Source organism: Virgibacillus salexigens, assembly GCF_014905415.1.
Lineage (GTDB): Bacteria > Bacillota > Bacilli > Bacillales > Amphibacillaceae > Virgibacillus > Virgibacillus salexigens.
This window is the reverse complement of sequence record NZ_BNEO01000004.1, coordinates 1-13,623: the sequence shown is the minus strand read 5'-3', so window position 1 is coordinate 13,623 and position 13,623 is coordinate 1. Positions and strand designations below refer to the sequence as shown.

The following is a 13,623-nucleotide window of genomic DNA, read 5'->3' as shown; positions in this document are numbered from 1 at the left end:
CCCCTCATTCATTTCTGATTCTTCGGTAAGCTAACGGTAAAAACAGTTCCACTATCCACAGAGGTCTCGATCTCAATCGTTCCTCCCAGCTGTTCAACCTCATCCTTGACATTGGATAAACCATATCCCCGCTGTTTTCCTTTTTCAGATACTCCTTTTTGAAAAAGCATTGGTAATTTATCCTGATCTATTCCTCCACCGTTATCGGCAACTTCAAAAATAATATCTTTCCCAATATCTGTGACAAAAAATGTTACTTCCCCATTATTTACGTGTGACACCGCTTCGAATCCATTATCTATTAGGTTGCTTAGAATAATTAATAATGGGTGTAATCCATAGTACTCAGGAAGCGGTGATAAGGAAGAATTTGTATCTATTGTAAGTGACACCCTTGATTCCGAGGCTTTTGCTAACTTGCCTAGGAGTATCGCTTGGATTTTTTCATCTTCAATCTGATTAAATATAATATCCGTATTAAACTCTTGAATCTCTACTTCTTGTTTAATAAAAGAAATCGCTTCATCCAAGCGGCCAAGTTCAATTAATCCAAGTAAAACATACAGTTTATTGGAAAATTCATGTGTTTGTGCACGTAAATCATCCGAATAACGTTTGACTTCCGAAAGGGTATTGACCATATCTTTTATTTCCGTTTTATCTCTAAAACTAGCAACTGTCCCTACTTTTTTGTTCCCATCAATAATTGGCTGTGAGTTTAAAATAATCGTCTTACCATTAAATTCTAGTTCTACATCATGATTTTCATGTGCAGACGTTAACAATTCAATCACATTATTAGAGGAAAATACGGCATCCAAAGGTATGCCTTTCTTATAAAGATCAATGCTTAACATCTGTTTTGCCGACATATTTAACATGGTAATTTGATCATTTGAATCGATGGCTAGAATTCCTTCTTTTACAGATTGTAAAATTGCTCCTCGCTCTTTGTATAAAGCAGCAATTTCAGCCGGTTCCAATCCAAATGTATCTTTTCTAATACTTCTCGCTAGCATGACTCCCCCAAAGCAACCACCAGCAAGCACAATCAATGATATAATCAGGATATTGCGAATATCTGTAATAATATCCGCTTTAATCTCTTTCATTTGAAAAATAACGGAAATGGCACCTTCCACCTTTATATAGGATCCATAATCAACATAAATAGGAGCAATCCCTAAGAGTAGTTCCTCTTCTCCTTCACCTAGCATTTTCGTATAAGCGCTTCCAAACATAATTGCTTGATAGGTCTCGTCACTCTTTGAAAGCTGTGAAACAATCGAAGTAGAAACATTATGAAAAATCAACCCATTTCTATCTTCAATCATAATCCCCGTCGCATTGATTTCTTCCCGTACTTGATCCGCAATTCCTTTGAGCTTCGGCTTGGTATCCCTCTCTATTGCTGTCGCATAGTCTTGTATCACAGGCATATAGGATAATGTTTTTGCCGTCTGCTCCGCACTATTTTCTGCTTTTTCAATTTCTTCCCGAAGCTCCATTATACCAAATATCGTAGAAATTAATGCAATGATGAAAACAAGCAGGGAAATTATTAGTCCAAGTATCTTTGTTTGCATCGATACATGCAATCCTTGCTCAATGGTTTCTTTCAATTTTCGTAACATGGCTTTTACTATCCTTCTAGCTTTATTGTAATCACATATGATGATGTTTTTCTTATTATATCATAGACTATTTTATTGTTGCTTTATATTAAATAGCGATATAGATAATCACTAGAAATGCTGGAGAAGCCATAGGATATCTTTACGTTTATCTATCATCATAGTTATTCTTAGAACAAATTAGTTTACTAATTAGCCCTGATAATAACGATAATCCTACATACAGTGTTACCTAAAACCAAGGTAGATTGAAACATTGTGGACGAGATATAACCAGCTATTGCAACGATTAGTGGTGTGATATAACTATTTTTAAAGACATAGTATCCTGCCCTCCCTTTCGTAACTAATCTTTTAGCTTTTTAGTTTTTTCCTCGTCTTTACAATAAAAAAGCGAGTATGTTAGTGAAACGTAACAGAATCATACACGTCTATTCTAATATAAGGGGGCTTATTAGGATGGGGAAACATGTAATTCCATGTATTATATTGTTTTCATTTTTGATTCCAACTATAACATCCTTCGCAACATCATGGGCTTATCCATTTGTCGTGTGGGATGGATCGATTTATGTAGTTAGCGATGAATACATAACTCAAATACATAAAGAGATTGGGGAAGTTACAATGTATTCTGATATGGAACAATACTCCGGGAACTTTTCCAATGTGTATGAAAAAGGTACCAAATACTATTCTATTGAGGGTATTAGCACAGATAAGGCTATAGCTATTCAAGAAAATAATGGTAAATTTAAAAAGGCTATCCGAGAAGCTGCGTATCCATACGAGGAAATAAGTGCTGCTCCAACCATAGGTTTAATGATTTTGTCGCTAATAATATTGACTAGTATCTATTTTGTTAAAAACAGAATAAACAAGTGATTTTATTACTACTATCGAAAAAGATGATCCCCACTGATCATTGAGATAGAAAAGGTTTTACTATTATTTTACTACTAACGTAAAGTCATTTTCTCTCTTTGAAACTATCAACTCTTTGTTTTGCACCTCTTTTGTGCTACTTCCAATCTTCTCCAACAATTAAAATTGCTGTTGTTTTTCCATCCTCATTGGTAGGATCTAGATTCATTCCTTTTCCCCCTTGCTTGGTCTCACAAGACTTATTGCTGCGTCCCCCAACGGAATCTGATCCTCATTAACAACATAAAAAGTTACTTCAACTTCTGCATTTTCACTAGATTGTTCTTCTTGACAACCTATTAAAACGAAAATAGCAAAAGCAAAAAAAAAGAACAATCTCATCATTTATCCCTTCCAACTTGAAATAGTATCAATTTATTTTATAAATAAGGAATACGGGCTTCATATTCAAAGTTTTCAGTAACCCAGCTGCCCTCGCTCTGAAATAACTCTAGTACTGGTTCTCGGTTGGTTGGTGACTCTTCTATCCAGTTCTGCAAGGTGTGAATAATAGGTTCCTTATGTGGCAAGTAATTGATAATAACCTCAGACTGCTCATGAAGGCGTGTCGTCCAAATCTGAGATCGTTCCATCACCATAGAATAGTATGTTCGAATGAGCTTACGAGCAAAGTTTTGTATAAGTGTTTTAAATTCCTTGTTGGAAGCTACTTCTAACCGGTTTATAGTCCGAGCAAAAACATCGCGAATATCTCCATTAAAACTTACAGCTATTTCAGATGTGAGTTTGTAAGGGCCGAACCGTTCGCGAAGATCTTCTCCGTGGACACAAACACAGATTTCCTTTAGAAATGCTTGTTCATAGTAATTCTCCGGATTAATCACGTAATCGTAGTTTGCAACAGCTAAGCCAACTTCGCGAACCAAATAATTATATCGTAGAGACAACTCTTTAGAAAGGCTCTTTAATTCCATCGACGCTTCCGTTCGCAGCACACCATTGAATATAACTAAAAGGTCTAGATCTGACTTAATCGCCACAGCTTCGCCTCTTGCAACGCTGCCATATACATAGACACTATGTAGTAAATCGGGGAATACCCTTCCTAGTTTCTCAACAGCCTCTTTAATGCATGGAAAGTAGACATTATCAATTTTGTCTAGAGAGACGTCACTTATAATGTAACCATCTCTGTCTAACCCATATCCAGCTTGTCTAATTCTTTAGTCGTCAATGCCGACACATGTTTGGCGTTTCATCTCCCTTATAGTCGCTGCAACGATTTTTCCGATTCTCTTTAATCCTTCAACCTCTTTTTCACTTTCAACTGTCATATTCAAACCTCCCATTTTGTATTTTTTATTATCTATTAAATGGTCCAATAATTTTAATTTAGCAATATTCCTTATTCATACTATTCGTTAAGTAACTTATTGTTCAGTAAATTGCCCTATAATTAAATTATGATAAAAAAGAAAGGAAGTGATCCATTGAAAAGTCTGATTCATTTATGCTTTCACTGACACACTTAATCATGTAATCCCTTTCTATTGAGAATTTGCTGCATATATTTTTCAATCCTAGATGCTCGCGTTTTGGATTGCTTGGCCTGTGAGAAATAAATTATGTACGCTCTTTGCCTCCCAGGTGTCAATTCTTCAAAAGCATTTTTCAGGGCAGGGAATTCTTTGAATTTATTTTGAAGTTCTTCAGGAAATTTTAATTCTTTCTTTTGTTTAAAATTCACTTGCAAACCTGCTTTATCGATCTCAATGGCTTCATGAATATAGGATTTCAAAACGGGTTCCAGCTCAACTATTTCTCGAACATCTGTAAATCGAATTTGACGTTGCGCCTGCGAATTCTCCCCGGGTTTAATTAGAATTCCCTTGGCGTCATGTAACAAGCTGCCTTTGAAAAACATTAGCGCACAATAGTCTTTAAATCCTTGTATTATAACTATGTTACTATTCTGGAACGTATAACATGGTTTACGCCACTTCAGATCTTCGGTTAGCCCACAGTTGAGAATGATCATTCTCAGTTTTTCCGTTTCTGCCTGCCATTTTTTAACCTCACTTAAATACTCATCAACCTTAGGATTTGTTCTACTATTTGTCATTAAGGCACCTCTTTTTTACTTTTCTTGTAGCTAACAGTTAAGATTTATTATTTCAATTCCCTCCAAACCCTTTCTGTTTTTTTGATTTTAAACCATCATTCGTTTTGATCTCTAACTCTTTGTGACCAACCAGTTAAAAAGAAAATTGCTATGCCAATCAGTAAAAAATATAAATACTCTTTTTCTTACTCTACTTACAAGTATTTATGAAAGAAACAATTGTATTCCCTAAGAACCTTAACAGCAGGATAGCCCTACATAATAAGAAAAATAACTAATGACCTCCCTCAACGACTGTGTTTGTTATCCAGTACTGTTATTCTGTTTTCTTTTTTGCTTTAAAACTACGATACTGAATCCGATTACTATAAATGTGATGCAAACTAATATGCCCATATAATCTCTATATAGCTGCAATGAAATTTCTTGAATATAGCGATGATAATATTCCATCAATAACCAACCGGTCGGGAAAATAGGGATCGCATTCTCAGCTGCCTTCATTAGTATTTGTTTACCACTTTCATCTTTCGATTCTTTACTCCAGGAAAATTTAAAAAAGACATAGATAGCTACCAAAAAAATAGGTAATAAGAATCCAATAAATAAAGACATTCTATGCTTCTCCTCTCAAATAAATATAATAGGAAGTAACGAAATCAACCGCTTTTCCAGTCCATGAATTAAAGAAAAAACTTCCAACCCATAGCAAAAATGCAATTTAAATAACTATCATGCAAATTCTAGGATAAAAGTTTTCTCTCCCGACATAGATGTAGTATGGCTTTTAAAATTCATACACTCCTCAAAGGATTAATCAGAGGAAAAAATCCCCATGATGACAATGCTTCTTCAGAACATCCTTGATCAGTATTTAAAATAATAATATTAAAATATTGTCCCCGAATCAAAGGTTTTCTGCTTTCTCTTTTTTGAGAATACCAACCGCAAGCATCATCAATCCTATGATAAAGATAATGGAAAAAATATACCACATGATCAATCCAGCCCAACCATTTTTAACAATGGTCGCATAGGTTAACCCAATAGCAAAAGACAAGGATTCGGAAATAGGCACCATCAAAGCGATGCCCCAAATCTTATATTTGCTATTTCTAGACTTATCTCTGCTTAGAAGATAAGCTATCATAGCAGCTATACATGCAACTCCATATCCAACAACGAATACCATTTTACCATCTCCAAACGCTACTTGATGTTATAAAATCTACACATGTTATAGTTAATTGAACATGGAGCAAGAATAGCTATGTTCATCTGATTCATTTTTCTTCTTGGTTCGCAGTAACATGAACTTATTACCAAATTATGTAACAATTCTCTGGTTCATAATAACATATATATCACATTAATCATGATTTTTATTGAACAACCTTGTTGCAAGCAATATCTCCTCACATTAAAAACAAGACCGTCGTGATCGTCACAACGGTCTTATTTAACTAAACCACTTTCTTATGTTTTACATTTTCAAAATCGAGTCTTTCCCAGGTTACTGCTTCTTCAATGCCAAGCTTCCTTGGTTCAAATACTGGTTCAACGTTCGCTTTTCGTTGTTCCATATAATCTGCGAAAACCTTGTAGACCACTTTACTTAATCGTATTACCGCATACATATTAATCATTGTCATTAATCCCATAAACACATCAGCAAGGGCCCAGACCAGACTAAGACTTACTATCGAACCAAACATTACCATTCCTAAGGTAGCTACGCGATAGACTAAAATAGCGGTAGGATTTTCTCGAATAAACTCAATATTCTTTTCTCCATAATAATAACTTCCAGCAATCGAGCTAAATGCAAATAGAAAAATGGCTAATGTTACAAATACACTTGCCCAGCTACCAATTTGCTGTGTTAAGGAATCCTGAAGCAGCGTTATTCCCGCTTCACTTCCAAACTCAGCAAGATCCGATACTAAAATAATAAACGCTGTAGCGGTACAAACAACAAGGGTATCAAGGAATACCCCTGCCGCTTGAATAAACCCTTGTTTTACTGGATGAGACACATGCGAAGAGGCTGCTGCATTTGGCGCACTTCCCATGCCAGCCTCGTTGGAAAATAAACCACGGTTTACTCCTTGCATAATCGCAGCGCCTATTCCACCGCCAATAACCTGTTCAAAACCAAAGGCATTAGAAATAATAAAAGCCAAAATATCAGGTAGTGCAGTAATATTCATTGCCACAACTAAAAAAGCGATTAAACAGTAAATCCCTGCCATAATTGGGACAACGACACTAGAGAAATTAGCTACGCGATGGACGCCACCAAATATAATAAGTGCAGAAATAATAACGAGGCCAAGTCCCACTGCGAATGTTGGTATATTAAAGGTAGAACTGACTGCTGCAGCAATTGTATTACTTTGAACCGAATTAAAAATAAGACCGAATGTAACAGCGATTAGGATAGCAAAAACGATTCCTACCCTCCGTTGCTTAAGCCCCTTCTCGATATAGTAAGCTGGCCCACCCCTAAAGGCATCCTTACCATCACGTATCTTATACACTTGAGCTAACGTACACTCAAAAAAGGCAGTTGCACCACCAACAAGTGCAACAATCCACATCCAAAATACTGCTCCAGGACCACCCATGGTTATTGCCACAGCCACCCCTGCTAAATTACCAGTACCTATTCGAGTTGCAGAGCCAATGCAAAAAGATTTAAAAGCAGAAATCTCTTTCCCATTTTCACCAGGTGTCTTTTCAAATAAAACACGAAATGTTTCCTTCATATACCTAAACTGAACAAACTTCGAAAAGATTGTAAAAAATAATCCTGCTCCTAATAAAACAGGAATTGTTAAATATGTAGACAGTATACCGTTAACCTGTCCAATAAACTCCATGATCTGATCCATTCTTCCACCCCTTCTTTTTTATTCATTTTTCTGACTATTACTGTTTCAAGTTATCATGTCGTATATATCCTAACAACAAACTGGTTAGATTATCTGCCAATATAAAAAAGATCCCGATCCATCATCGAGATCACAATAAATCTATCTTCTCTTTTTAAAAATCATTCCAAAGTCAAGATCATCCTCACAAATAAAAACAAGAAAATTAATATCGATATAAGATTGATAAGCTTATTTGGGACCCTTACAAAAGTTAGGAACAAACCACTTATTATTGCGAAAATAAAAGGGATAAAAAGAATTTTAAATATGCCCCACCATATATAATCTAATGCAGGTTCTAAAGGACTAAAATCTATACTCAAACAATCAGCTCTCATTTATTTATCGGATGATTAGAATAAATATATAGTTTTACTGTTACATAGTCGGAACTATGTTATTATTAATAAATGATTGGAGCGTGAAATCTTGGAAATTCTTATTACTATCATTTTAATTATAACGATTTTTGCATCCATAGCCGCTTGGTTAAATACGAAAGTAATATTAAAGGAACTCGAACTAATAAAAGATAAACTTGAAATTACGGATAGGGAAGAATCTTCCTTTTTGAAAAATGACCTTGATATATAATTAAAAGACCCCAATAGTCTTGAAATAGAAGATATTTATTTTAATTGAATTTACTTAAAAATAATTTATGCGGTTTTCTGACCACCTAAATCCTCCTGAGTTCATTTTTTAGGGTTTTATTAGTATATGAACAAAAAACAAACAACAGGAGTAATTCCTACTGTTCTATCGACCCCTTATTAGAATGAACCCGAAACAAATTCACCTTTAAATACTGTAGCTTTTCGTTTTGCTCTTCTCGCAATAGCTTCTGCTGAACAGGACGCGTCTACCAAAACAAGACTAGCTTCATCTCCTACTTTTGGCCAAACCTGTTGACCCTCCCTGTTTAATGGGGTCACACCTCCTGTTATGAAGGAGAGTGTTTGAGCTAATGACCGTTCATCTACCCATTTAGAAATTTCTGCTAATCGACTTGCACGCTCTAATATATCGCCATTACCAAAGGGGGACCAAACATCAAAAATATTATCACAGCCAACAGCAACTTTTACGCCATGTTCATGTAATAGTTGAACTGGTGGGAATTTGCGGTTAATAGGCACACTGGTAATAATGGATATGCCCGCATCAGCTAATAGATCGGCCATTTCTTCTATTTGAGAAGTAGGTATTTCTCCAAGTCCAAAGGCATGACTAATCGCAACCTTCCCTTCTAAATTAGCTTCCTTTGTTAACGCAGCTAATCTTTTCATTGTAAATATTCCTAAATGGTCTGGATCATGCAAATGAAGATCGATTCCTACGTTCTCTTCTGCCGCGATCTTCACCATCTCTTGTAAAGATGTTTCTATGTCCTCATCCACTGTGGCAGGATCAACTCCACCTATTAGCGTTGCACCCTTGTGAACAGCTTCCCTAACTAAATGCTTGGCTTCTGATCGTAATAGCCCATGTTGAGGAAAGGCAACCAATTCATACGATAACTTTCCTTCATATGCTTGTAATGCCTTTTGCACTGCTTCTAAATTCTTTAGACCTACTTCCGGATAAATATCTACATGTGTTCGCACATGTGTCACACCAGACTGCATATATGTTTCAAGTAATTTTTCCGCCCGAGATTGTGTCGATGTTTCCAACGAGGGTAGGACCTGCTTCTCAATTTCAAATCGTTCAAAAATACTGGATGTTGGAATGACAGGACGCCAGTTTTCTCCCAGCAGCGTTTTATCTAAATGACAATGCTTTTCTATGAAAGATGGTAATACTAAAAATCCTTTTCCATCTTTCTTTGGGACATCATCTGTGAGCATCTCGTCTGCCGATAATACCTTGCTAATCTCTCCATCCTTTATAAATAAATGAAATACGCCCGTTTTCGTTCCGATCACATCTCCAGCACTAAATCGAAACTCTGTCTCTAGTCGAACATTTGTTAACCAAAAACCAGCATGCATCTAAACATCCTCCCTATATAAAATTATTTATCTTCGCTTACGATTTTTCCTTTGAAAAAGACCGCATTCCTTGGCGACCGCCTTGCCACTGCTTCAGCAGTACAGCTGGCATCAACTAGAACATAATCAGCAGCATCACCAGGTTGGGGCCACATGAACTCCCCTTGTTCATCTAAGGATGTTACCCCTCCTGTAATATATCCTAACGCTTGTCCAAGAGATCGTTCATCACTTAAACCAAAACGTTCAGCTAACCTCCCTGCTTTTGCCAAGCTATCTCCTTTTCCGAAGGGGGACCAATGGTCAATAATACTATCATCGCCTAGGGATACGCTTACTCCTTTTTCCTTCAATAATGGGATTGGAATGGTTTTCCCCATAGGAACCGTTGATGTAATAGAAATGCCATGGTGAGCGAGTAATACTGCCATTTCTTCAGCTTCCTGGCACGATATGTCAGCCAAAGCATAAGCATGACTGATATTAACTCTCCCCTGCCACCCTGCTTCTTCCGTAAGAGCGATTAATCGTTTCATCGTAAATATCCCCAGATGACCTGGTTCATGTAAATGAAGATCGATACCTTTATTATTTTCAACAGCTAATTCCATCGTTTGTTGTAAGGATTTTTCAATATTCCCATCAATGGAAGCTGGATCAACTCCACCTATTATTGAAGCACCGTTTTGTAAGGCCTCCCTTATATATGAATAAGAACCGCTACGTAGCAAGCCCTGTTGAGGGAAAGCAACAATTTCTAGATTAGCCTTTTCTTTATAAGCTTCCTTTGTTCGTACAGTAGCCTCCAGGTTCTTCATCCCTTCTATAGGACCGACATTACAATGTGTTCTTATGTTAGTTGTCCCTGCAGATAGGAGCAAATCGATAAGTTTCTTTGCCCTGTCTTCAGCAAAGGGCTGCATTTTTGGAAGCAATTCTTTTTCTTCCTCTAGTCTTGTAAAAATCCCTTGTGTTGGAACCGTTGGTGCTTTCCAAGGTCCACTATAGAAGGTTTTATCAAGATGAATATGCATGTCTCGAAATGACGGAAGTAGCAAGCAACCCTTTGCATCTTGCTTAGGGAGATGATCTTCTATAGGTTCATCAGCCAACACCATCTCTGCAATCTTTCCATCTTCCACACGAATATGAAATTGTTCGGTATTTGTTCCAGTGACGATATCATTATCATATTGGTAACCGACCTCTAATCGAACATTTATTAACCAGTATGGTTTGTGCTGCATGTGGATCCCCTTTCTCTTGATTTTTCATTCCTATGTAACTATGCTATCATGAGATTTCTTATATCAAAAATATAAATAAACTTAATTTTACTAAAGTTTTTCATATATTAAAGGAGTGAGTCATCTTGGATATAAGGCAATTACGCTATTTCATCGCGATCGTAGAAGAAAGAAAAATATCGGCAGCAGCAGAAAGGCTTCATATTTCTCAACCACCTTTAAGTCAGCATTTAAAAGCAATGGAAGATGAACTTGGTTGCAAATTAATAGAAAGAAGTGGAAGGTATTTAGAATTAACGGAGTCTGGTAAAGCCTTATATACGTATGCTTTGCAGGTGACACAGCTAATGGAAGAAGCAAAAGTGAATGTAAAAGAAGTCGGACATGGCGTAAATGGAAGATTAACACTTGGCATTAATACATTTTCAGTGGCCGAATTACCGGAAATACTACATCAATTTAGAAGCAGATATCCGAAAGTCACTTATAAGATCCAACAAAATGAATCGGCTCATCTTTGCCAATTAGTAAAGGATCGAATCGTTGAGCTAGCAATAATTCGATTACCATTAGATTTGGATGACTTTTCCGTTCTCCATCTTCATACAGAACCATTTTATTTTATTACATCCAACAAACATAAACCTTTTCAACATACCCATGAGGTAAGTCTTGAAGAGATTCATGATTTTCCGCTTGTTCTGCCTAGTACAAAAGGGTTGGGCGTACATTATTTAGTTCTTGAGGCATTTTCAAAAACAAAGCGAAAACCAAATATAATTGGGGAGTGTTCAGACATTACGCTATTAATGGACCTCATTTCATCTGAATTTTCTGCTTCCATCGTTCCAGAAACTTTGTTGAAACGACACAGTGGATACCCGATTCACATCTATAAGATTTCCGATCAAGCAAACGTAAAAGGATCTATAGGATTAATTTGGCTTAAAAATCATCACTTATCTGCCGCCGCAGAAAACTTTGTCGAATTATTAAAAAAGGCATATTAAATTGCTCTAGCTACATTCATATTTTACTATCCTCCAAGAACTTTGTATAATCAAATTAGCTTACAAACAGAAGGGATTGAATCATGCACGGATATCAATATTTAAAACCCATATTCATTTTATATTGGAGGAATAAGTATTGATTACAACTTTACGGACCAATAGACTTCTTTTAAGGAAAATCTCAGTTAATGATTCATCCATGCTATTTCGAATATGGTCTGATCCAGAAGTGACTAAATTCATGAATATAAGTAGTTTTACGGATGAAAACCAGGCAGTAGAAATGATTCAATTCTTGAATCAATTGTATAAAGATAACCAAGCTATACGTTATTCCATAATTGAATTATCTACAAATCATATTATTGGAACATGTGGCTTTAATTCCATCGATCAAGAAAACAACAAAGCAGAAATTGGGTACGAACTTGCAAAAGAATTTTGGGGGAAAGGTTACGCTAAAGAAGCCATTAGTAAATTGTTACAGCTCGCATTTCAATCTATCAATCTTAATCGAATTGAAGCTAAAATAGATCCTGATAACTTAAATTCCATTTCCCTTATAGAAAAACTTCAATTTACGTTTGAAGGCACCCTTAGACAGTATGAGAAAGATGACGGGAAATATATAGACCTAAATCTATATTCAAAACGTAGATCAGATCACCTTAAATCGCCTATATTTGAGTAAAGTATAGGCTTTTTTGTTATTAACTCACGGAATCCTTTTATATCTGCAAATAAGATTAGTAAAAAGGGCAAGATGAGATGATTCTTGCCCTTTGTTTGTTATTTATACTTTTTGCTTAATATACTTCCGCCAATCCAGCCTACAGTTGCCATACCAAGCGGCAGATAATTTGACACATTGGAGGGAACACCATGTATATAAATATCGGTATCCATATATGTATTTACTCCCAGCACAAACCATTTTATCATGATAAAGAAACCACCCAGAATCAATAATGCTTCAAATAACTTTTTTAAATTTGGATAGGCTAAATTTTTACTATCATCTATAATTTTATTCTCCAACCTCTCATCACTCCTTAAAAAATCATCAATCGTTATACCAAACAAATCACTTAATTGGATAATCAGCTCAATGTTTGGAAAGCTTTTTCCGGTTTCCCATTTAGATATAGATTGCCTCGAAACATGAATCTTGTCTGCTAATTCACTTTGAGACCAACCTTTTAACTCTCTTTCACTTTTTAAACGCTCTTTGAAGTACAATGATAAACACTCCTCCCTGACATCTATCTTTGTAGAAAATAGTCTAAATGTAAAGCGAATAAACAGAACCATCCATGCAACGAATGGTTGCACTCTATCCATATCAGGCATTTGGAAATATAGCATTCACTAAGGAACGCGGTGGTTTAAACAACAACCTCACTCGTGGAAGATAATTTGTTGCTCTTCTTATTAAGTGATTAAAAAACGTTTCCCACCAAGTGAGAAACGTTGATATTTCGGCATAGATAAGATTCAAAATAATCAAAGGAGTATACTGGCATATTCACACCACCCAATTAACCTCTAACTTTTCTTACCTCCAGTCAAGTGTTTTACACAATTTATTTGAATTATTTACCTTGATTTATTCAGGGGGGATAAACCTCCTGAGTAAGTCAAAATTTCCGCATGAATAATAGACCTAACGTTTTTCCATTTTTTTCGCAAGGTCTTTATGGTATAGTGAGATTAGCCTAGGTGATTATGAATGAGTAGAAGCAATTTCATAATCGTATGGTATGTTGTGTGAAATAAGGTGAAATGCCACTTT

14 protein-coding genes are annotated in these 13,623 nt (G+C 35.9%); 4 read left to right on the top strand and 10 right to left on the bottom strand.

The annotated features are described in order from the left end of the window. Nucleotides 1–8: 8 nt before the first annotated feature. Entirely contained in the window at nucleotides 9–1,634 is a 1,626-nt protein-coding gene (locus JKP73_RS15800; RefSeq protein WP_188943888.1) for a sensor histidine kinase, read from the bottom strand. Between the two features lie 459 nt (nucleotides 1,635–2,093). On the opposite strand from JKP73_RS15800, the gene JKP73_RS15795 reads away from it, so the two are divergent. Next, nucleotides 2,094–2,519, top strand: coding sequence for a hypothetical protein (locus JKP73_RS15795; RefSeq protein ID WP_021291977.1), 426 nt, complete (start codon nucleotides 2,094–2,096; stop codon nucleotides 2,517–2,519). 204 nt (nucleotides 2,520–2,723) lie between these two features. Here the strand turns inward: JKP73_RS15795 and JKP73_RS15790 are convergent, their stop codons facing one another. The 6 genes from JKP73_RS15790 to JKP73_RS15765 all read right to left on the bottom strand — a co-directional run bounded on the left by JKP73_RS15790 (nucleotide 2,724) and on the right by JKP73_RS15765 (nucleotide 7,535). Beyond that, the gene (locus tag JKP73_RS15790; RefSeq protein ID WP_038245740.1) at nucleotides 2,724–2,903 is read right to left on the bottom strand and encodes a hypothetical protein; all 180 of its coding nucleotides are present in this window, start codon (nucleotides 2,901–2,903) and stop codon (nucleotides 2,724–2,726) included. 35 nt (nucleotides 2,904–2,938) lie between these two features. Beyond that, a complete protein-coding gene (locus JKP73_RS15785) occupies nucleotides 2,939–3,649 on the bottom strand; it encodes a nucleotidyltransferase domain-containing protein (protein WP_232620920.1) in 711 nt (236 codons plus the stop codon). Between the two features lie 398 nt (nucleotides 3,650–4,047). Further along, nucleotides 4,048–4,641, bottom strand: a complete 594-nt coding sequence (locus JKP73_RS15780) for a YdeI/OmpD-associated family protein (protein WP_021291973.1) — start codon at nucleotides 4,639–4,641, stop codon at nucleotides 4,048–4,050. 303 nt (nucleotides 4,642–4,944) lie between these two features. Then, nucleotides 4,945–5,256, bottom strand: a complete 312-nt coding sequence (locus JKP73_RS15775) for a hypothetical protein (RefSeq protein WP_021291972.1) — start codon at nucleotides 5,254–5,256, stop codon at nucleotides 4,945–4,947. A gap of 292 nt (nucleotides 5,257–5,548) precedes the next feature. Further along, nucleotides 5,549–5,833: a hypothetical protein gene (locus JKP73_RS15770; protein ID WP_021291971.1), complete on the bottom strand. Its 285-nt coding sequence runs from the start codon at nucleotides 5,831–5,833 to the stop codon at nucleotides 5,549–5,551. A gap of 271 nt (nucleotides 5,834–6,104) precedes the next feature. After that, nucleotides 6,105–7,535, bottom strand: a complete 1,431-nt coding sequence (locus JKP73_RS15765; protein ID WP_188943896.1) for an alanine/glycine:cation symporter family protein — start codon at nucleotides 7,533–7,535, stop codon at nucleotides 6,105–6,107. A gap of 471 nt (nucleotides 7,536–8,006) precedes the next feature. Here JKP73_RS15765 and JKP73_RS15760 point away from each other — a divergent pair, with 471 nt between their 5' ends. Continuing rightward, nucleotides 8,007–8,171 (top strand): hypothetical protein, encoded by a 165-nt coding sequence (locus tag JKP73_RS15760; protein ID WP_200411542.1) that lies wholly within the window; start codon nucleotides 8,007–8,009, stop codon nucleotides 8,169–8,171. A gap of 179 nt (nucleotides 8,172–8,350) precedes the next feature. On the opposite strand, the gene JKP73_RS15755 is transcribed toward JKP73_RS15760, so the two are convergent. Together JKP73_RS15755 and JKP73_RS15750 are read right to left on the bottom strand one after the other, a co-directional pair. Continuing rightward, nucleotides 8,351–9,571 carry an amidohydrolase gene (locus tag JKP73_RS15755; protein WP_021291968.1) on the bottom strand — a complete coding sequence of 407 codons (1,221 nt, stop codon included), beginning with the start codon at nucleotides 9,569–9,571 and terminating at the stop codon, nucleotides 8,351–8,353. A 23-nt stretch (nucleotides 9,572–9,594) separates the two neighbouring features. Further along, the gene (locus tag JKP73_RS15750; RefSeq protein WP_021291967.1) at nucleotides 9,595–10,818 is read right to left on the bottom strand and encodes an amidohydrolase; all 1,224 of its coding nucleotides are present in this window, start codon (nucleotides 10,816–10,818) and stop codon (nucleotides 9,595–9,597) included. Between the two features lie 125 nt (nucleotides 10,819–10,943). Here JKP73_RS15750 and JKP73_RS15745 point away from each other — a divergent pair, with 125 nt between their 5' ends. Next, nucleotides 10,944–11,828 (top strand): LysR family transcriptional regulator, encoded by an 885-nt coding sequence (locus JKP73_RS15745; RefSeq protein ID WP_200411541.1) that lies wholly within the window; start codon nucleotides 10,944–10,946, stop codon nucleotides 11,826–11,828. Between the two features lie 139 nt (nucleotides 11,829–11,967). Further along, nucleotides 11,968–12,522 (top strand): GNAT family N-acetyltransferase, encoded by a 555-nt coding sequence (locus JKP73_RS15740; protein WP_021291965.1) that lies wholly within the window; start codon nucleotides 11,968–11,970, stop codon nucleotides 12,520–12,522. 98 nt (nucleotides 12,523–12,620) lie between these two features. Here JKP73_RS15740 and JKP73_RS23545 read toward each other — a convergent pair whose 3' ends face one another. After that, complete coding sequence (locus JKP73_RS23545; protein WP_200411578.1) at nucleotides 12,621–13,070, bottom strand: helix-turn-helix domain-containing protein; 450 nt, start codon at nucleotides 13,068–13,070, stop codon at nucleotides 12,621–12,623. Nucleotides 13,071–13,623: the final 553 nt, after the last annotated feature.